The sequence below is a fragment of the Nostoc sp. MS1 genome (assembly GCF_019976755.1).
Lineage (GTDB): Bacteria > Cyanobacteriota > Cyanobacteriia > Cyanobacteriales > Nostocaceae > Trichormus.
In genome coordinates, this window is the sequence record NZ_AP023441.1 from 2,913,074 (window position 1) to 2,934,003 (window position 20,930).

Genomic DNA, 20,930 nt, shown 5'->3' on the forward strand with positions numbered 1-20,930 from the left:
AAGGTTTCAATTGACGCTGGTGAAGTTAATAAATAAACCTTCCATTTTTATCTATATAACGTTCCTGTTTACCAATTTTTACCAGTGCCAATCCTTGAGAAAAATATTCAGCATCATCAAACTGAGGAGATATAACTAGCTTTCCAGTTTTATCGATATAGCCCCACTTGTCATCGATTTTGACTCTTGCCATCCCCTCAGAAAAGTTGAAAGTTTCATCAAATTGAGGAGATATAACTAACTTCCCTGTTTTATCGATATAGCCTAGCTTGTCATCGAGTTTGACTAATGCTAGCTCTTCAGAAAATGCCCAAGCATCATCAAACTGGAGAGGTCTCACTAGCTTACCTGTTTTATCAATATAGCCAAATTTATCACCAATCTTAACCACTGCAAGCTCTTCCTCAAAGTCCCAAGCATCATCAAACTGAGGTGCAATAACTAGCTGGCCACTTTTGCCAATATAACCATACTTATCACCTAATTTGACCAATGCTATGCCTTTAAAAAAAGTCCAAGCTTCATCAAACTTAGGCTCGATGATTATTTGACCACTTTTGTTGATATAGCCAAATTTATTGCTGATTTTCACTCTTGCCAGACTTTCATTGAAGGCTTGAACATCATCAAACTGAGGTGGGATAACTAGCTGTCCTGTTTCATCTATATAGCCAAATTTGTCACCAATCTTGATCACTGCTAGCTCTTCAGCAAAATCCTCAGCATCATCAAACTGTGGTGGAATAACTAGCTGTCCTGTTTTATTTATATAGCCAAATTTGTTACCAATCTTGACCACTGCTAGCTCTTCAGAAAAGTTTTCAGCATCATCAAACTGCGGTGGAATAACTACCCGCCCCATCTGGTCAATGTAACCATACTTATTATTAACCTTTATTCGTTTTCGTGAGGTCGTAACAATTAATGAAAGCAAATCTGATTGTTTTAAAGCTTGCAATACCTCACCTGCATCTGTGTATCGTTGCCGGGAATTATACCGCACCATTTTGGTCAAAATATCTGCCAGTATGTTGCTTACTTGAGCTTTTTCCCGCCAGATAACTTCTAATGTGTCGGGATCTATGTGTAGTTCTTGTGGTGGCAACCCAGTTAACGCCTGAATTGCAGTCATTCCTAGCGCATAAATATCACTACATAATTTAGGATGACCATGAAGTTGCTCACTTGGCATATAACCACGAGTACCAATTGGAACTGTACTGCTGATTTTTCCTTTAGCATTTACGCCTAAAGCACTGATTTCTTTGACAATTCCAAAGTCAATGAGGACGATTTTATTATCTAAATACCGCCGCATCAAATTTAATGGTTTGATATCACGGTGGATCACATTATTTTGATGAACAAAATCTAGCACCTCTATAACTTCTTGCAAAAGTTGAATTACCTCAGCCTCACTCCAAGGTTTACCTTGTTCCATTTCGTAACTCAAATCATGTCCATCAATATATTCTTGAACAAGATAAAATTCTCTATTTTCCTCAAAGAAATCATACAGTTCAGGAATTTGGTTATGTTCCTTACCCAACTTGAATAATATAGCTGCTTCTCTCTTAAACCTTTCTTCTGTATCTAAGTCTGGAGTCTGGGGTCTAGTAAGCCGCTTGACAACACATTTATACTTTGAGTTGACTGGTAAATCCTGCGGGTATTCAGCTAGATAAGTTTCACCGAATCCACCTGAGCCTAATTGTTTGATAATTTTATAACGTCGCCACAGTATGTATCCAATCATGATGCTGTTCTACAGTCCTATATTTGTAGATTTTGGCACAGCTTACTCAAGTTTTGTAGGTAAATAACTAAAAGGGTCTTTGGAAAGTCGAAAAGTACACTAATAACCCCTCTCCAAACCTCTCCCCTACAGATGTAGAGACGTTGCATACAAAATCTCTACATTAATTGCTAACTCTTCCCTGCAAAGGAATGGGGGCTAGGGGAGTTAGGTGTTTTATAATTTAATGTTAGTAATAATACTTTTCAAACATCCTTGAAGTATCTTCTCACTCATAATCAATTAACCTAGAAATAACGCACTTACATACTGGATAAATTTATGGTTGAGCAACTTATCATAAATAACGATAATTTCTATGTGCCAGATGCCAACCAGCTAATTACCGAAGATGATACACCTGTGGATAATTTTGCATCTGCCAAACAACAACGTTTATTAGTTAGTTCTCTTTACACTTCTTTTCAGAATCAACCCTTTTTGGCTGAAGCTAATGTAGGTATATATCATTCAGATAAACAGCCACAAATTGTTCCTGATATTTTCCTCAGCTTGGATGTCCAAAGCCCTGAAAATTGGTGGGAAAAACAAAACCGTTGTTATATGGTTTGGCAATTTGGTAAATTTCCAGAGTTGGTGATAGAGATTGTTTCAAATAAAGAAGGGGAAGAACTCGGTAAAAAGCTGCGAATTTATGAACAAATGCGAGTAAGTTACTACATTGTATATGACCCAACACAGCAATTAGGAGAAAAGACACTACGAGTATATGAACTAAGAGGAAGACGTTATTTTGAAACTTCAGAAAATTGGTTAGAACAAGTTGGCTTAGGTATCACTTTTTGGCAAGGTGAGTTTGAAGGAAGACAGGACAATTGGTTACGTTGGTGCTACCAAGACGGTAATCTTTTGCTTACAGGAGATGAACGTGCAGAACAGGAACGACAACGCGCAGAACAAGAACGACAACGTGCAGAACAAGCAGAAGCACGCGCACAACTTTTAGCCGAAAGACTAAGGGCTATGGGTATTGACCCCGATGCTTTGTAAAGGCGATTTGTGAATGTACCATGTAGAGGCGTTTAATGAAATGTCTCTACTGTTGTACTCGCTGCCAAACTTTTTCTAATAAATTAGGGTCATTAGCATCAAACCACTCAATTTGCGAATATGCTCTAAACCATGTACGCTGACGTTTGGCAAATTGTCGTGTATGTAAAACCGTTAATTCTTTCGCTTCCTCCAACGAAATTTTTTCTGCTAAATATTCCTTGATTTCTTGATACCCTAAAGTATTCAGTAAAGGCAAATCAGCACCATATTTTTGACAAAGATATTCAACCTCAGCAACTAAACCATCTGCTATCATTTGCTCAGTGCGTTTGTGAATCCGCTCACCCAATCTATCTATTTCACAATCTAAGCCAATTTGTAAAATAGGATAATCTGGAGGGTTTTCTCCTTGTTGTTCAGATATAGGAATACCAGTCACGTAAAATACTTCTAATGCTCGTAAAGTCCTCACAGGGTCATTGGGATGGATTTTTTGAGCAGCAATAGGATCAACTTGTTGTAATATGCTGTAGAGTGTGGTTTGTCCGAGGGATTCGAGTTGCGATCGCAATTCATAATTCGGTGCAACCCTTGGAATCTTCATTCCCTGCACAATCGAGCGGATATATAAACCAGTACCACCTACTAATAAAATTGGTGAATGTGGCAAAGAATTAATTAATGCTTGAGCTTGTTCTTGATAATCTGCCACTGTCATCGTCTCTTGAGGAGCGCAGATATCTATTAAATAATGAGGAACAGCTTGTTGTTCTGCCAAGCTGGGTTTAGCAGTACCAATATTAAACTCACGATACACTTGACGAGAATCAGCACTAAGAATTACAGAACCCAACCGCTTGGCTAACTCCAAAGCCAAACCAGATTTCCCCGTCGCCGTAGCACCACAAATTACGATTAATTTAGTCATTGGTCATTAGTCATTAGTCCATAGTCAACAGTCCATAGTCCAAACCTATTCCCCCTCATCTTCCTCATCTCCCTCATCCCCCTCTCAGAGCTTTTGTGCTAAAATTTTTAGGCTTTTTGCCATGAACGCTACAAGGTCTTAATTTTTCTACTCAAAACTTGTTGAGTATGTTATAAATCGGTGAAATTTGCAATAGTCAGGCGATTAATTGAAAAAACTTATGGGGATACATCCCCTATTTAAACTTCTCACAAGATTGCCCTACAGCAGCCTTTAAGGCTTTTGTGTTAAAATTTTGGAGTGATTTGACTTTTTAGCCTTTAGGCGATTTTCCACCCCACGCATCAGGAGAATTTTCATGACGAGCAGTTACAGTGCCGATCAGATTCAAGTTCTGGAAGGTCTGGAAGCCGTCCGCAAACGACCGGGGATGTACATCGGTTCTACCGGGCCGCGAGGACTCCACCATCTAGTTTATGAGGTGGTAGACAACTCTATTGATGAAGCATTGGCAGGTTACTGCACTCATATAGAGGTTGATCTCAATGCAGATGGTTCCGTGACTGTCACAGACGATGGTCGGGGGATTCCTACGGATACTCACTCGCGCACGGGGAAATCGGCGTTAGAAACTGTACTAACCGTGCTACATGCTGGGGGTAAGTTTGGCGGCGGTGGTTACAAAGTTTCTGGAGGATTACACGGGGTTGGTATTTCTGTCGTAAACGCCTTGTCAGAAGTTGTCGATGTAACAGTCTGGCGGGATAAAAAAGTTCATACCCAACGTTACGAACGGGGTGTTCCTGTTACAGAACTCATCGCCAAGCCTTACAAAGAAGCAAGAACGGGAACATCTGTCAGCTTCAAACCAGATACGCAAATCTTTACTACTGGGATTGAATTTGATTACATTACCCTAGCAGGTCGCTTGCGCGAGTTAGCATATCTCAATGCAGGAGTAAAAATAACTTTTACCGACAGCCGTTTAGACCTGCTTAAAAGTGATACACCCAAAGTAGAAACTTATGAATATAAGGGTGGAATCAAAGAATACGTTGCTTACATGAACCGTGACAAGCAAGCACTTCATGAAGAAATCATTTATGTGCAAGGCGAACGTAATAACGTCCAGATAGAAGTTTCTTTACAGTGGTGTACAGATGCTTATACAGACAACGTTTTGGGTTTTGCCAATAATATCCGCACCGTAGATGGTGGTACACACCTAGAAGGCTTGAAAGCAGTTCTAACTCGCACATTAAATGCGATCGCTCGTAAGCGTAATAAAATTAAAGAAAATGAACCAAACCTCAGTGGTGAACATGTCCGCGAAGGTTTGACAGCTGTTATTTCCGTTAAAGTCCCAGACCCAGAATTTGAAGGACAAACCAAAACCAAACTTGGTAATACCGAAGTCCGAGGTATTGTTGATTCTTTAGTCGGCGAAGTTCTTACCGAGTACCTAGAATTTCACCCCAGCATTGCTGACTCAATTTTAGATAAAGCCATCCAAGCGTTCAAAGCTGCTGAAGCAGCACGCCACGCACGGGAATTAGTTAGACGTAAATCTGTATTAGAATCTTCCCCACTACCCGGTAAATTGGCAGACTGTAGTTCCCGCGATCCTAGTGAATCAGAAATTTATATAGTGGAAGGTGACTCAGCAGGTGGTAGTGCTAAACAAGGACGCGATCGCCGTACTCAAGCTATCCTGCCTCTACGTGGTAAAATTCTTAATATTGAGAAAACTGACGATTCCAAAATCTATAAAAATAACGAAATTCAGGCATTAATCACAGCCTTGGGTTTAGGGGTAAAAGGTGAAGAATTTGATTCTACCCAACTACGGTATCACCGCATCATTATTATGACCGACGCGGACGTAGACGGGGCGCATATTCGTACACTACTATTGACCTTCTTTTATAGATACCAGCGATCACTCATCGAGCAAGGTTTCATTTACATCGCTTGCCCCCCATTATATAAAGTAGAACGGGGACGTAATTATGAGTATTGCTATAGCGAGCGTGAATTACAACAAGCGATCGCCAAATTCCCAGCCAACGCCAACTATACCATCCAACGCTTCAAAGGTTTGGGTGAAATGATGCCAGAACAACTCTGGACAACCACCATGAACCCCGAAACCCGCACTCTTAAACAAGTAGAAATTGAGGATGCAGCCGAAGCTGATCGCATCTTTACAATCTTAATGGGCGATCGAGTTGCACCCAGACGCGAATTTATCGAAACCTACGGTTCTAAACTTAACCTCATCGATTTAGATATCTAATCGCTTACGAGCTTCAGTATTTAATTTATCAATGGGTAATTGATGTTAGGCAATTACCCTTTTTTTATTGAGTTGTCATCTCTACTGTTCACTGTCAACTGTCAACTGTTCCCATTTCCACAAAAAATTTTTCATCTTTTGATTAGTTTGGGGAAAATGTTTGATAGGATACATTAGGAATATTAAGCCAATTCATAACTTTTTCCGCATATACCGATGCACAAAATTTACCTTCAGTCAAGTATTTCAAATGACGCTTGTAAATTTTTTATCATCTATCTCAGTAAGATGGTGCAATATGAATTTGTGAATAAGTTAAGATCGGCTACAAATTAAACAAGTATTTGTTAAGCTCGTATAACAAAGTTCACCTGGAATTTCAGGCGCAATGAGCATGACTATCTTGATGATTAAAATCTACAAGATAGCAATTTTATTGCTGAACTAGCGTAATTTATTTCACACTTTTCTTATGAAAACATAGCTTGCAAAATTTTCCAATTTTATCAATTCACTAAACTTACGATTTCAAAGAATGTTGCTAGCATAAGATAATGTACTGCTAGTAACTTGCTCATATACGCTAGCTCATCTTTGAAAAAGCTACACATTCTGTCAGTATTTGGTAAAGTTTTCCCATAAGTAAACAAATATCTGTAATTTTGAATGTCAAAGTCCTTTTGAATTGATTAAAATATCGGTGGATACAATAAAAAGAGTTTGTCAAGATTCAATGGGTGGAAATCTCAGTGGTGCGCTAATGTGTGAATAAGACCAAATCAGTAAAATCTCAACTGCTAGTCACTCGGCTAGTCTATCCACACCCTTTACCAATAGCTCAAGACGCTAAACACATAAAACGTCAAGTTTCAGTAAAGGAAGCATCATCTCTGTAGGCTGTATGCACTTCTTGATGAGTCATCTCCAATTCTCCGGACTAATTTATTTATGAAGGAAATGTAAAAATGGGTGCGTTCATGATTCTCGCCTCAGTTAACATAAAATATACTGTTTCTAGGTAATTTATGTTTCACACAACACCAAAAATTGTATGAAGGCGGCATTAATTTCCTGAGTATGTAAAGATAATGGCAATGCAATTGCAAAAAGCTTTAGAGAAAATTTAAGGGGATTACTACCATTTTCAACATCTTTTTGATATCGGAGGCTTTACCTTCCCTAATCAGTTCATGATTAATACACAAAAAGAGTGCAATTTTTGTGAAACAGGCTACAATCGGAACAGTCTTTATAAGAAAATATGCCAACAGTCATAAATCATTTATATGCAGTGGTAAATTTTTTTATCAAGACCAGTCTATTTTTTAGACAAACCAGTTAAAAGTGATCAGCGAAAGCAACACTTTGGTTTGTACAGAGATAAATAAGTCAGCATTAACTGCGACTTTTAACACTTAGTTCAAAAGTTCCTCTTTGGAGGAACAAAACGTCCAAAAAGATTAGGGATAAAGAACTTAAAACCCTATCTTTTGATTATTAACTAGCTCATATTTAAAAGAGCAGTTAAGACATCTTGAGTAATTGATTCTGCAAGGAGCATGAGGAACGCGGCATGAACCAGGCTAACAACGTACTCGATAGCATTTATCAGCCTGACCTAGAAATAATGAATCAGCCTGAGATCGAGTTAGAAGACCTCTTAATAGAAGAAGATGAGGACTTATTGCTCGCTGATGATGGCGATATTGATGAGTTTTTAGAGCCTCAGTCTGATGAGGACGACGCAAAGTCTGGAAAAGCCGCTAAATCGCGTCGTCGGACACAAAGCAAGAAGAAGCACTATACCGAAGATTCCATTCGTCTGTACTTGCAAGAAATTGGTCGTATCCGTTTGTTGCGTGCAGATGAGGAAATCGAACTGGCTAGAAAAATTGCTGATTTATTGGAATTAGAAAGGGTACGCGAGAGGCTGTCAGAACAGCTAGAACGTGACCCCCGTGATAGTGAATGGGCAGAAGCAGTACAAGTTCCATTGCCCGCATTCCGTTACCGCCTGCACGTTGGCCGCAGAGCAAAAGATAAAATGGTGCAATCAAACTTGCGCCTTGTAGTTTCAATTGCCAAGAAGTACATGAACCGTGGCTTATCTTTCCAAGATTTAATTCAAGAAGGAAGCCTTGGTTTGATTCGTGCGGCTGAGAAGTTTGACCACGAGAAAGGCTATAAATTCTCAACCTACGCTACTTGGTGGATTCGCCAAGCAATTACCAGAGCGATCGCTGACCAATCTCGCACCATCCGTCTGCCGGTTCACCTCTACGAAACCATCTCCCGCATCAAGAAAACCACCAAGTTATTGTCTCAAGAAATGGGACGCAAGCCAACAGAAGAAGAAATTGCAACTCGCATGGAAATGACCATCGAGAAACTGCGTTTCATCGCTAAATCTGCACAGTTACCCATTTCCTTAGAAACACCTATTGGTAAAGAAGAAGATTCTCGCTTAGGCGACTTTATCGAATCCGATGGCGAAACCCCAGAAGACCAAGTTTCTAAAAACCTTCTGCGCGAAGATTTAGAAAAAGTCCTCGACAGCCTCAGCCCCCGTGAACGAGACGTTCTCCGCCTGCGCTACGGTTTAGATGACGGACGCATGAAGACTTTAGAGGAAATTGGGCAAATCTTTAACGTCACCCGTGAACGGATTCGCCAAATCGAAGCCAAAGCACTCCGTAAATTACGCCACCCCAACCGCAACAGCGTTCTTAAGGAATATATTCGTTAGTCAGTTGTCAGTGTGCGGTTGTCTTTACAATTGACCACTGACAAATAACTTAAAAGCCTGGAAGTGTTGTTACACCTCCAGGTTTTTTTGTTTAGGCTGTTGACGCTTAACTGTTAATCGTCAACAAACCCTATGAGCGACCATGTAATGTAGCTTATTTATTTTTATAGGTCTTACAGAATGCCCCAGAAGTGTAGGAAGCCTTGACCAGAGAACAGCTCAATTAATGCGGCTGCTAAAAAGCCAATCATTGCCAAGCGACCGTTCCAGATTTCGGCTTGAGGAGTGAAGCCCCAACGCCAAGAATTGCGGTCTTCAACTATAGAAGCAGAGATTTTTGTTGTGTCTGTCATGGGTGGCACTCCAAATTAATTTTTATAAGGATGATTGCCTTATGTAAACTAATATAACAATATTTTTCGAGATTGCAACAATTGTTTAAGTTTTTGTTGTCATAAATTTGGTTGTAATAGTTTGCTGCTGAGGAACAACCAAACTTTACGTCTATGGAAGTAGATGAAGCAAGGACAACAACAAACAAATGATTTTATAGAGAATTATATATATTGCTATTATTTAGCAACTATTTTAATAGTAAGCTCCTGTTTTACTTTATTTATCAGTATTGAATAGTTTGTAAACTTTAATATTAAATATTATATTTGCTAATTAATCGCAATTAATGCAGATATCACACGATAGGCGATCGCATTGTTTTTTGATTGGTATAAGAGGTATGTGGCGATCGCTATTTTTCGCCAATAAAAATTTAGAGGTCGTACAAAGCCTTAAACCAGTTCACAAATACCTGTGCCTTTGGATGCTGGGGATTTAAAATTTTATACTTGATAGCTTGATGCAGTTGCCTTCCTGGTTCTTCCTGCCATGCTAACCAACTGTGAATTTTTGCTTTATCAGTACGTGCATCTATAAATAATGCTCCCTTATTTTTTGCCTCTGCTACAACTTCCTGGGCGTATGTCCAAAGTAGCTCACTCTCATCTGGAATCATATAAGCTAAAAAAGTCTCTAACATTCCTTGCATTGAGTTATCTGGCATCATCCAGACACCAAACTTAATTCCTGTGTTTGTAGTGTGGATTAACCCTGTTTCTGGGATTTCTTGAGGAATATCAAGAATACTATCTACACAAGCATCTCTAATACTTTGCCAACGTGCTTGAGGCTCATCATCTGCATCTACCATTAAACCCAGATGAGTTAGTCCTGATGCTTGTAACTCTGTTGATATCAGGTCTGAATTAAGATTGCTATAACCACCGTAATCTTCAATTGATACAATCGCTTCCTTCTTGTTATTACCCCAAACAATTCCATTTTTTTCTATCAATTCTGGTATGACGCGCAGATCATCCTTCCCCTCAACCAAAAGCTTCTTAGAGGATGTTTGAAAAGTTTTAGGAAGTCAAAAATTAAGCCAGTCGCTTCAGCATAATACGGATCATTGCAAGGTAGATAAAAGTTTCTGATGTTTCGGGCAATAATTCATAGTCTCTGACCAATCGGCGACATCCCATAAACCAACCAAAAGTGCGTTCCACCACCCAACGTTTTTTGAGCAAAACAAAGCCCTTAGTTTGCTCTGGTCGCAGCACAACCTGGACAATCCAGCGACAAAAATTCATAACCCATTGCATGAAAGGTTCTCCATCAAACCCACCATCAACCCAGATGGTTGTTAAGCGAGACTGTGGCTGAGATTGTTTGACTCGTTTGAGAACTTGTTGACCGCCAGCGCGCTCACCCACATTGGCAGCTAGCTGTGACCAAGACTCGTAGCACTAATCCCAAGGTATCAACTGTGATAAATCGCTTACGCCCTTTAATTTTCTTACCTGAATCAAAACCTACGTCTTGACTCACCATTGCCGCACTTTTAACACTTTGACTATCGATAATGGCTTCCGATGGATTCTTGTGTCGTTCCTGGTCTATTCGCACCCACTCCCTGAGACTGTCATGGATTAACAGCCACGTCCCATCTTTGCGCCAATTACGGAAATATGTGTACACTGTCTGCCAGGGCGGAAAGTCTCCTGGTAGCCCTCGCCATCTCACTCCTTCTACCAAAATATAGAAAATTGCATTGAGAACTTCCCACGTATCGACTTCACGCTTGCGTCCTCCTGGTTTTGCCTCTGGAATCAGCTCACTGAGAAATTCATATTGGTCACGGGTCAGATTGCTGGGGTATGCTTTACTCATGTCGCTCTCTCGGTGCTGTTTACTATTCATTTACAGCTTATACTGAGAGAGCTTTTTTACTACTTTCCCGACTTTTCAAACATCCTCTTAGCTGCGTAACCTCTTGGCATTGCTAACGCACCTCAATTTCTCTTTCAGCCGCAATGACAATTTGAGGTTCTGTAAAGACTACACTTTTATCTTTACCTGGCTCAATTCTGTGGATTCTAATACCATCCTCAGTAGCATCATCCCGTTGAGCAATACTGGCTAAACTCATCCAACAATCACTATTATGAGTAGTAGCGAACACCTGTACATTTAACCGCTTTGCTGTCTCCCAAATCATTCGCCACATATCAGACATGGCTGTAAAATGAAGCCCAGTATCTATTTCATCAACAAATAAATATCCATCTTTAGCACAAACTGTAGCTAGTGCCAACCCTAACATACGCCAAATCCCATCACCCATACTTCCTATTGGTACGCGCTGGTTAATATCAGAAAGAAGCACAAAAAAGCCGCCCCGCGAACCATCTAAAGAACGCCTAAATTTAATAGAACCCATTGGAGCGATACGTTGAATTTTAGAATCAATTATATGAAGTGCTTGCTCTACCAGTTTTTCCTCTGGGGTTAGTACAATTTGGTCAAAGAGTTCAATCATCTTCTCAGTCTCTAAAGAAGATGATGTTACAAATTGTACTTTTGAAGCTGCATTTTTGGTATTCCTACGAAATCGCCGGATATAGTCTATAGGTAGCCCTCCGTTAGATGATAGAGGCAATGTTGAAGGCTCTTTTTCTTGTTCATTGTTCCACCTTGTAATAAACTCAAGATTTCTTAATGATTCTATAAATTCATCACCTAGAAGATCAGGAAGTAAACTCAATTGTGCGATATTAGTAATGTTTTCACGTGATTCTATGGATACAACAAGCTCTTCTTGAAGATTGTTATTAGTGCCTAAGTAGGTCGACGTAAATAATTATTGTTGTAATAAGGCAGGGGGCAGGGGGCAGGGGGAGAAAGAGTTTAAGCCTTATTTACTTTTCTTTACATAGTTTGGTTTTATTGCAACGACTTACTTATTATTGAAAATCTGCTTCCTTGATCAATTTCATGTCCATAAAAAAGGTTACGAACATCCAGTTCTTGCGAATTGTTAGAGTTTTCATCAAAATAAAATTCTCCCCGCTTAGTCATGGCTTGACGAAGTGGTTCAAGATTATTTCGTGAACATAAAAGTTGAATAGCTTCTAGTATTGATGTTTTACCTGTATTATTTTTACCTACTAGCAGGTTAACTCTGCCAAGCTGCTGAAGCTCGAAGGACTGAAAACCTCGAAAATTTTCTATTTTTACAGACTTCAACATAATTTTGCTAGCAGGTGATGGAATGGAAATAAAGAATATTTTGAAAATTAGTAATTATAAATATTTCTACTTTAGCAAAAAGTAGCGATCGCGCTCCCTAATCCACACCATCAATTTTCCCTTCCGGCTCTGCAACCTCAAAGTTTACTTTGTCGTATAAATCCTGTAAGGTAATCTCAAAGGGAACAGTTACAAGAGCGATCGCCTCATCTTCCTCATCATATTCCCTTAGATTCCACTGCTTTTTCCCTGTTTTGGAAAACTGCTCTACATGAATCCGAGTTTGATCAATTAACAAATATTCTTGGAAACTAGGAATTGTTCGGTAAGCCTGAAATTTATCTTCACGGTCATACCCTTTAGTAGACTTTGATAAAACTTCAATAATCACCTGGGGATTAGTAATGATATCTGTTCTATTGTTATAGAACTCTGACTCACCGACTATAATCATTGCATCAGGATATGTATAGATACGCTTTTGAGGTAGCCATAAACGCATATCACTGTTAAAAACTTCGTATTCTTTTTGCCTGAATGCAAAATTCATTACAGCATAAAAGTTACCTGCTATTCGATTATGATTTGCTGTTCCGCCTGCCATAGGAATTATTTGTCCATCAATATATTCACTTTTATATTCAGCAGTTTCCTCAAGTGCTAAATATTCTTCTGGTGTGTAGTCTTTCTGTTGTGTTACTTGCATAATTCTCTAAAAAATAAATTACGAATTACGAATTAGCCCCACAATCTTCTCCCAGCTTTGCCATTTAATCGATTATGGGTATCTTCTAATAATGTAGGAATATCTAACTTTTCTGGACACCGAGGTAAACAATCACCGCATTCTGTACAACGGTTAGCTTTCATTCCTGGGAACCAGTGACCAGCATTTTCAAACATTCCATAGCGATATTGTGCGTAATCGGTCATGTTGTACGCCACTGCCAAATTACGTAACCGCAAAACTTCAGGAATATTGATTTTTTCTGGACAAGGTAAACAAGCATAGCATTGGCTACACTTTTCAGTTCCTAAGACTGTTTTTTGATGATTTTCTAAATGCTGAAAAGTGGCAAGTTCTGCTGGTGTTAACTCACCATCACTATCAGCAACTTGTAACGGTTCTATTAATTCTTCTGGAGTGGCTGGCCCTACACTTAAGGTAGTAATACGTTGGTCACTTAACAGAAATCTATAGTTTAATTCTAGAGGTGAAAAGGGGTGACATAAATCTTTAAGGCTTTGGGGTGGCGTGTATAGCTTTCCTCCCTTGTCGGCTGGGGAGATGATAAAAACGCCCATATCTTTGCTTGCAGCTTGGGCGATCGCATCTACATTCCTCTGAAAAAAATAGTAATAATGTAGATTAATAAACTCAAAAAAATCTGTGTTAATTGCGGCTTGAATTAAATCTAACGCCCCGTGGGTGGAAAAGCCAACGTGTCTAACTCTACCATCGTTTACAGCTTCTTCCACGGCTTTCATGCAGCCATTTTTAGCTTGTACCCACTCCAGATGTTCCCAAGTATTTAAGCCATGAATACCTAGACAATCTAAATAATCTAAATTCAACCGTTCTAGGGACTCATCAATATACCGACGCATACTGTCAGCGTCAGATGTTGAGGGAATTTTAGTCGTTATATACAGTTGGGAACGAGGTACACACAACCCAGCTTTGACAGCTTCACCAAAATACTCCTCACTTTTACCGTAACCTCTGGCTGTTTCTATATGATTAATCCCTAGCGCTAAGGCTTTAGCAATAGTTTGCTGCACATTTTCGCTATTAGCCAAGTAGCGCATTGTTCCTAGAGAAAGAACCGAGAGGTTCAGGTTAGTTTTGCCAAAGCGTCGGTAGTGCATAAGTTGAGTGCTGAGTGCTGAGTGCTGAGTGATGAGTGAAAACTTTTTCTTTGAGGATTTACGCCAAATCATTGAAAAATCAATCAGAAAAGATACTGCGTAAAAAAGTTAGGATTAAGAGATAAATTAGCTCAAATCCTGTCCCTTATTTTTACTCAGAACTCGCTACTCATTACTCCACACTTTTCTAACTGTCACCATTACCAAAGCGCTTGATTAAATCCTCGGGACGAAGATTGGAAATAAATTCCTTAAAGGCTTGTTGTTCAGCTTCATCAGCATCACGATCTACGGGAATGGAAGCATCAGCAATTACTTCTTCCATCACCCAAATAGGCGTATTTGTACGGAGAGCAACAGCGATCGCATCACTAGGACGTGCGTCAATTTCTTTTTTGACTTCGCCTTGCTGAAGAATCAACGCTGCATAGAATGTATCCTTTTGTAACGAGTGAATAATCACCTTTTCTAGAGTCATGTCCCACGCCTCCAAAATATTCACTATTAAGTCGTGGGTTAAGGGACGGGGAGGCTTTTGATTCTCCAGTGCGCCCATAATAGCCCTAGCCTGTTCTTGACCAATATAGATTGGTAAAGCACGGCGATCGGAAGCGTCTTTCAACAATACTATTGGGCTGCGGGTTATGGCATCTAATGCTATGCCAGCGACTTTCATTTCAATCATTGACTAAGCCTCTATCATCCTTTGAGTTATCAAGGATAAGTGATAAATAATACCCTTTATTGGGTAAGTAAAAGCAGGAGTAAACATAGTCATCGTTATTTATAATTGCTTCTATTAAACTCCGAACTGGTTGTGAACACCAGAGTAATTCAAATGGGTCTTGGTAGACAATAACCTTCTTTCACAAGTATGCCTTGGGAAAAACGTAATTGTGTTAATAACCTTATAATAGATAAAGTCAGAAAATATACTCAGAATTTTTGCCATTCTTGTGAGAATTACCAGTGGATTTTCGGCAAAATTAAGTAATAAATAGAGTTAGTTTTACAAAAAAGCCGTGTTTACAGGATTAATCCAAGCATTAGGAACAATCAAGCCTCTAGGGGGCGATTCTTGGCAGATTACTTGTGTAAGTCAATCATTATCAATCATGCAGGATTTGGCTTACGGTGACAGCGTGGCGGTAGATGGTGTTTGCCTCACAGTGGAAGAAATTTTAAAAGATGGGTTTATTGCCTCCGCTTCCCCCGAAACTCTCCGCCGCACCACTCTAGGCACTGAACAAGCACAACAAGGATACGTCAACCTAGAAACTTCCTTAAGAGTTGGTGGTAAAGTCGGCGGTCACTTTGTCATGGGTCATGTAGATGGTGTAGGACAATTACTAGGGTTGGAACAGACAGCCACTTCTTGGGAAATGACTTTTACCGCACCAGATGCGATCGCACGTTACATTGTCTCCAAGGGTAGCATTACTGTCAATGGCATCAGTTTAACTGTAGCCGCCTACGAGCCAGAATTATCTCAGTTCACCGTGGCAGTAATCCCTCTAACTTACGCTGAGACGAATCTTCGCTATCTTATCCCTGGCAGATGGGTAAATTTAGAAGGTGATATCTTAGGCAAGTACGTCGAGAAATTTCTCCAACCCGGTCATCGACACAGCAACAATACAGATATTACGCCTGCCTTTTTGGTAGAGCATGGGTATATGTAGCTGGGGAGTGGGGAGTGGGGAGATGAGGGATATGAGGAGAAAAAACAACTGTCAACTGTCAAGTGTCAACTTTCACCACTCCCTACTCCCTACTCTCTACTCCCTATTTCCTCATAGCTTGCGCTGTACGTCTGTTATTCAGCAGTTGGCTAAGGGCAATTTGTAGCTCTACACCAGGATCAACTGCTACCCATCCATTTTGTGTGAGATGGCGGGCTTCAAAGTGCAGGTGAGGCCCTGTAGAGTTGCCAGTACTACCGACCTCTCCAATTACCATACCTGGTTCTACCCATTGTCCTGGTTGGACTAGGATTTGTGACAAATGCCCGTAGAGGGTTTGCTGTGCAGAACCGTGATTGATAATGATGGTGTTGCCATAACCCCCTACCCAACTAGCAGTCTCTACTTGACCTCTGGCGGCGGCTAAAACGGGTGTACCCATAGGCGCACCTAAGTCAATCCCAGCGTGGAAGCGTTGAGTTCCTGTGATGGGGTGAATACGCCAGCCGAATAAAGAGGTAATGGGAGATGCTACCGCCAAGGGGTACATTATCCCTGAACCACTATAAGCGAGGGTATTGCTGAAGGGAATTTGCGGCAGTACTGATGCTAGGGGAATGTCGTAAGCTACAGTGCTAACACGAGGCGCAATGTTACCTTCTGCCATTGGTGGGGGTAACATACCACCACTAGGGGCGATGGGGGTCGCGCTGGTTGTGGTAGTGCCGACAAATTCGCTGGGGTTGGGAATAAAGCGATTGGGGTTATATGCGGTTTTGGTAACGTTAGCAGTCCCAACTGGAGAATTACTCAATTGGCCGTTGTTATTAGCCAAAAATCGCCGATTTGGGGTAAGGGTAGCTACCTGAGCCGTTTGACTTCTTCTGAGCCAAGTGGGAGATGATTTGCCACTGGAATTAGCAACACGCTGGTTATCTGAGGGTTTGGCACAGCCATTACCAACACCTTGCCCTGTAGCTAAAATAGTCCGACAACCGCTAGAGCGTTCGGTAATAATTACAGAATTTGGAGCTTCGTAGGTTCCCGCAGTTTTATCGCTGTAATCGGTGGGGTCAATGTAGGCGTTGTTAAAATCCCTATTTTTCTCTGTCGCCACACCACTGTTTGTAGGTTTGGCAAAAGCTGGGAGGTTATCTGCTGGGGAAGGTGTCGGTGTAGCTACTTCTGTGTCTTTAGTAGGCGTAACTTTTGGAGTTTCCGCTACTTGGGGTTTGACTTGGGGATTTTTAGCTGGAGTTACACGGGAAGTTTCTACCTGTGGTTTTGACTGTCTAACGCTAAAAACAGGTTCGGTAGATTCTGTTTTAGGTTGGGACGGTCTTGTTTGGGAGACTTCTTGTTTACCCAACCTTTGTCTGAGTGTGCTTCTTCTAGAAGAGAATTTTGGCTCAGTTGGTGATGCTTCCGGTATAACAATATCTTTTTTTACAGTAGTTGTGCCTGCTGCTGGCTGGGCATTTTCAATAGTAGGAACAATGTTATCTATTGATGCTTCTGTTTGGGCAACCACTAAGCCACCACTGAGGAGGCTAACGCTACTTAACAAACATAAACCCTGTGCTGGTAAAGTATAAGCTAGGCGTTTTGTGCTTGTTTCTGGCTGTGGTTGGTGTGAATTGTTATGGGCAGAGTTATTGCGCTGCGTCATTTGTTGTCTCAGTTATGTTAATTTGTGCTAAACAGATGATGACAGTGGTTTGTCTAGCCCAAAGAGCAGTATTTAAAACAAACCTAATATGTGCCTAAAGACCTACGATAACCCAAATTAATTGTACCGGGTTCTAGAGAAAGTTCTGATGTTTTAATATCAGTTAAGCCATCTGTTTGGAGAGCCACGCGCAAATCTCCTTGGGGTGTAACTCCCACCACAACACCCCAAAGCTCATTAACGTGTACGCGATCGCCCATATTCACTAATAATTCACAATAGCGAGACAAAAGGATATCAATTCCTTCTTGAAAAAGGCAAGCCAGACCGGACTCTATTCCCAGCAAAACCTTACTGGTTAAAGTTTCTAGACATGAAATTGGTTTATCTACTTGCTGGGCTTGCCACGATTCTAAGTTAATCCCTGTCTCTGGTACGGGATTTGCCCAGTTAATCCCCACACCCACCACAGCTTGCGAAATATGACCGAATTTGATTTTAGTTTCTGTCAGAATCCCGCCTAATTTTCGCCCCTCCAAAACTAGATCATTCGGCCATTTAATCCCCACATCTACACCAGCTTGGCGTAATTGAGAGGCAATACCCCAAGCACTAGCTAAGGTTAACTGATAACTAGTATTTGCTGCTATTTTGGGCGCAATAGCTACAGACACATATAATCCTCCAGTAGGAGAAACCCATTGACGACCCCATTGTCCCCTTCCGGCAGTTTGTTGTGTGGCAATAACTACAGAACCCGCGTCTGCACCTTGGTCGATTAGTTCCCAGAGGGTGCGATTAGTGGAGGCGACAGAAGAAAAAATATGCAGAGAAAATGGTAAATATACAAATTTCCGCCCGTTTTGCAAGGCAGATTCTAATTTTTGCTGATTAAATTCCACAGCCATTGACCGAAATCCCGTTGATCAAGTTAGCATTAATTGGCTGATGAGTGATTTTTTGTTTAGGTTTGGTTCAAGATGCACACTTGGCACTGGCACAATTGGGAAGGACTATCTTATCTAAGTTGTAGTCTCTTAGCAGATTGGCAACACGGCTTTTTCACTCAGCAATTTTGGCCGCGATCGCCCCACGAATTAACAAAGGTGCTGCACCCAGAAGCATCAGCATATCGCTTGAAGCAGGTTCATGGCAATACCGTTCTTACCCCACAAGAAGTTGATAGTCAAACTGATGGCAATACAGAGGATTCTGCTTTAGCCTCAGCCGATGGTTTAGTCAGCCAGCAACCTCTACAAGCCGTCTGGGTAGCCAGCGCCGATTGTACACCAGTCTTGATTGGGGATATGAAAACTGGGCAAGTAGCCGCACTCCACGCAGGTTGGCGGGGTACAGCTAAAAAAATTGTCCCTCATGCGATCGCCCGGATGCAGGCACATGGTAGTCAGTTAGCTGATTTACGTATTGCAATGGGGCCTGCGATCGCTGGTGAAGTTTACCAAGTCTCTATAGAAGTAGCTGCGGAAATTGGGGCTAGTATTATACCACATGATGACACTCATACTATAGTCAAATCATTACATGAATTACCCCATTCACCCCTATTAGCCGACCCAGAACCGGGAAGAGTCAGAGTTGATGTCCGGCGAGTTAATGCTTTGCAGTTAGAGAACTTAGGTATTAGCAAAGAGCAAATAGCGATCGCTCCCTATTGTACATACCAAACCCCTGAGCATTTCTTCTCTTACCGCCGTGAACAGCAGAAAAAAGTCCAATGGTCAGGGATTGTTAGTTATTAGTCATTAGTCCATAGTGAGATAGTGCGTTCCTGTCGCCTTGCGTCGGAAAGCAACTATCGAACCCGTAAGGGTCAACAGTCCATAGTTTTCTTCTCTGCTTCTCTGCTCTTCTTGTTAATGTTAGGAATCTGGTTTGATTCGTGAAATTAATTGTAACGGGAGGGAACGGGAAACAAAAATTATGAGACTGTTTCAGAAATCAAATATGGATTTTATAATTTGATAATGAATTATTGATAACGACGTAATTTATCTTGAGTATTCAACTCGATATTACAATTACTAGGGCTGGAATTAAAACTACAAGTATATGTTCCTAATAGCTCTTTTTGATAGTTAAACACTCGGACATTATAACTATCCCTTCTAGCAGTGCTACCCAAGCGATTTATAAAGTTATAACGTTCTAGGTAGTCTAATAAACTCCAAATTTGCTGATTGACAATTAAATCTACTCGTCCAACTCCTTTTTCTGTGGCTGGATACGCTATCCAATTATCTAATAATTTGTTTTCTGAACTATCTCTTGCCCACCATAAACTGGGAGTACTTAAGCCTGATAAGTTGATAGTATCAGATGTAATTACAGAGCCTTTTGGTTTCGTTAGTAAATCTAGCTCTAAAGGTGCTTCTGAAGGTTGGGGAATCGATGATACTTGTGCAAGTGATGGTGAAATTGAGGAAAGAGAAATAAAGTTGAAAGTTATGGTTAGGAATAATAAAAATTTGTATCTAAGCATAGCTTAAATTAAAGGTCTAGAGGCTAGATGTAGTGACAACTATCTGTGATTAAATTTTTGTAGCCACTATACGTATTCGTCGATAGTCTGCTGTCCAAGTTCCTTGGTAATAGAGTTTTCCTTGTAAAGATTTTTCGACTTCCTGTATTACTTGTACTTGTTGGTCAGATGATAATCCTACCAAAAAATTACTAGCGAACATCTTAATCCAGTTTGCCATACCTGCTTCACCTTCTGCCAGAGGTGTAGGACGGTCAAACAAAACTGCATAGATGACATCAAAGCCTTGTGCTTCTAATAAGCTAACGTACTCCCCAATACTAGGAAAATACCAAGGACTGAGTGTTTGTGGATGGGAAATGCCAATGCCTGCTAAAGCTTTGTATAAAGCTTCGAGGATTTGTTGTATGTTACCTTTACCACCAAACTCAGCCACGAACCGCCCTCCTGATTTTAAGGCTTGATGTATGCTGGCGATCGCAGCTTCTGGTTCTTTTACCCAATGCAGCACAGCATTAGAAAAGACTGCATCTAATGGTTTATCTACCTGCAAGTTCTGCACATCAGCAACTTCAAAATGCAAATTAGCGTAGTTTTGTCTAGCCTTCTCAATCATTGTGGCTGAATTATCTACCCCTACAACTTCTGCACCAAACTGGGCAATTTTTTCTGTTAACTGTCCAGTACCACAACCCAAATCTAATATAAATTCGCCTCGTTGGGGATTGAGTAATTGCAACAAGTCCTCACCATATTGCCAAACAAAGCTGTGTTTATCTTGATATAAGTTGGCATTCCAAGAAGTTTTAGTTGTCATGAGATTATTTACAAGTTAATGACGAACAG

General features: G+C 40.6%; 18 protein-coding genes and 1 pseudogene. 5 read left to right on the forward strand and 14 right to left on the reverse strand.

Annotation, left to right across the window (positions count from 1 at the left end):
* Positions 1–25: 25 nt before the first annotated feature.
* Positions 26–1,756: a WG repeat-containing protein gene (locus NSMS1_RS12605; protein WP_224093601.1), complete on the reverse strand. Its 1,731-nt coding sequence runs from the start codon at positions 1,754–1,756 to the stop codon at positions 26–28.
* 321 nt (positions 1,757–2,077) lie between these two features.
* On the opposite strand from NSMS1_RS12605, the gene NSMS1_RS12610 reads away from it, so the two are divergent.
* Positions 2,078–2,806, forward strand: coding sequence for a Uma2 family endonuclease (locus NSMS1_RS12610; protein ID WP_224093603.1), 729 nt, complete (start codon positions 2,078–2,080; stop codon positions 2,804–2,806).
* 46 nt (positions 2,807–2,852) lie between these two features.
* Here NSMS1_RS12610 and miaA read toward each other — a convergent pair whose 3' ends face one another.
* Positions 2,853–3,737 carry a tRNA (adenosine(37)-N6)-dimethylallyltransferase MiaA gene (miaA, locus tag NSMS1_RS12615; protein ID WP_224093605.1) on the reverse strand — a complete coding sequence of 295 codons (885 nt, stop codon included), beginning with the start codon at positions 3,735–3,737 and terminating at the stop codon, positions 2,853–2,855.
* A 358-nt stretch (positions 3,738–4,095) separates the two neighbouring features.
* Here miaA and gyrB point away from each other — a divergent pair, with 358 nt between their 5' ends.
* On the forward strand, positions 4,096–6,033 hold the full coding sequence (gyrB, locus tag NSMS1_RS12620) for a DNA topoisomerase (ATP-hydrolyzing) subunit B (RefSeq protein WP_224093608.1): 1,938 nt from the start codon (positions 4,096–4,098) through the stop codon (positions 6,031–6,033).
* Between the two features lie 1,573 nt (positions 6,034–7,606).
* Positions 7,607–8,779 (forward strand): RNA polymerase sigma factor RpoD, encoded by a 1,173-nt coding sequence (gene rpoD, locus NSMS1_RS12625; RefSeq protein WP_224093609.1) that lies wholly within the window; start codon positions 7,607–7,609, stop codon positions 8,777–8,779.
* A 173-nt stretch (positions 8,780–8,952) separates the two neighbouring features.
* Here rpoD and NSMS1_RS12630 read toward each other — a convergent pair whose 3' ends face one another.
* The 8 genes and pseudogenes from NSMS1_RS12630 to NSMS1_RS12665 all read right to left on the reverse strand — a co-directional run bounded on the left by NSMS1_RS12630 (position 8,953) and on the right by NSMS1_RS12665 (position 14,918).
* Positions 8,953–9,132, reverse strand: a complete 180-nt coding sequence (locus NSMS1_RS12630; protein WP_224093610.1) for a chlorophyll a/b-binding protein — start codon at positions 9,130–9,132, stop codon at positions 8,953–8,955.
* Positions 9,133–9,548: 416 nt separating this feature from the next.
* Positions 9,549–10,169: a DUF3226 domain-containing protein gene (locus NSMS1_RS12635; protein WP_224093611.1), complete on the reverse strand. Its 621-nt coding sequence runs from the start codon at positions 10,167–10,169 to the stop codon at positions 9,549–9,551.
* Positions 10,170–10,212: 43 nt separating this feature from the next.
* Positions 10,213–11,005 (reverse strand): annotated as a pseudogene (locus NSMS1_RS12640) (IS5 family transposase).
* Between the two features lie 112 nt (positions 11,006–11,117).
* On the reverse strand, positions 11,118–11,879 hold the full coding sequence (locus tag NSMS1_RS12645) for an AAA family ATPase (protein WP_224093612.1): 762 nt from the start codon (positions 11,877–11,879) through the stop codon (positions 11,118–11,120).
* A 179-nt stretch (positions 11,880–12,058) separates the two neighbouring features.
* Positions 12,059–12,364 (reverse strand): AAA family ATPase, encoded by a 306-nt coding sequence (locus NSMS1_RS12650; protein ID WP_224093613.1) that lies wholly within the window; start codon positions 12,362–12,364, stop codon positions 12,059–12,061.
* 97 nt (positions 12,365–12,461) lie between these two features.
* The gene (locus tag NSMS1_RS12655; RefSeq protein ID WP_224093614.1) at positions 12,462–13,070 is read right to left on the reverse strand and encodes a Uma2 family endonuclease; all 609 of its coding nucleotides are present in this window, start codon (positions 13,068–13,070) and stop codon (positions 12,462–12,464) included.
* A gap of 32 nt (positions 13,071–13,102) precedes the next feature.
* Entirely contained in the window at positions 13,103–14,233 is a 1,131-nt protein-coding gene (locus tag NSMS1_RS12660) for an aldo/keto reductase (protein ID WP_224095218.1), read from the reverse strand.
* 187 nt (positions 14,234–14,420) lie between these two features.
* Positions 14,421–14,918 carry a bifunctional nuclease family protein gene (locus NSMS1_RS12665; protein ID WP_067763954.1) on the reverse strand — a complete coding sequence of 166 codons (498 nt, stop codon included), beginning with the start codon at positions 14,916–14,918 and terminating at the stop codon, positions 14,421–14,423.
* A gap of 337 nt (positions 14,919–15,255) precedes the next feature.
* On the opposite strand from NSMS1_RS12665, the gene NSMS1_RS12670 reads away from it, so the two are divergent.
* Positions 15,256–15,915, forward strand: a complete 660-nt coding sequence (locus NSMS1_RS12670; RefSeq protein WP_224093615.1) for a riboflavin synthase — start codon at positions 15,256–15,258, stop codon at positions 15,913–15,915.
* A 103-nt stretch (positions 15,916–16,018) separates the two neighbouring features.
* Here NSMS1_RS12670 and NSMS1_RS12675 read toward each other — a convergent pair whose 3' ends face one another.
* Positions 16,019–17,584: a M23 family metallopeptidase gene (locus tag NSMS1_RS12675; RefSeq protein ID WP_224093616.1), complete on the reverse strand. Its 1,566-nt coding sequence runs from the start codon at positions 17,582–17,584 to the stop codon at positions 16,019–16,021.
* 83 nt (positions 17,585–17,667) lie between these two features.
* Positions 17,668–18,492 (reverse strand): biotin--[acetyl-CoA-carboxylase] ligase, encoded by an 825-nt coding sequence (locus NSMS1_RS12680; RefSeq protein ID WP_224093617.1) that lies wholly within the window; start codon positions 18,490–18,492, stop codon positions 17,668–17,670.
* Positions 18,493–18,564: 72 nt separating this feature from the next.
* On the opposite strand from NSMS1_RS12680, the gene pgeF reads away from it, so the two are divergent.
* Complete coding sequence (pgeF, locus tag NSMS1_RS12685) at positions 18,565–19,344, forward strand: peptidoglycan editing factor PgeF (RefSeq protein WP_224093618.1); 780 nt, start codon at positions 18,565–18,567, stop codon at positions 19,342–19,344.
* A gap of 230 nt (positions 19,345–19,574) precedes the next feature.
* Here the strand turns inward: pgeF and NSMS1_RS12690 are convergent, their stop codons facing one another.
* A complete protein-coding gene (locus NSMS1_RS12690; RefSeq protein WP_224093619.1) occupies positions 19,575–20,084 on the reverse strand; it encodes a hypothetical protein in 510 nt (169 codons plus the stop codon).
* A gap of 49 nt (positions 20,085–20,133) precedes the next feature.
* A complete protein-coding gene (locus NSMS1_RS12695; RefSeq protein WP_224093629.1) occupies positions 20,134–20,901 on the reverse strand; it encodes a class I SAM-dependent methyltransferase in 768 nt (255 codons plus the stop codon).
* Positions 20,902–20,930 lie beyond the last annotated feature (29 nt).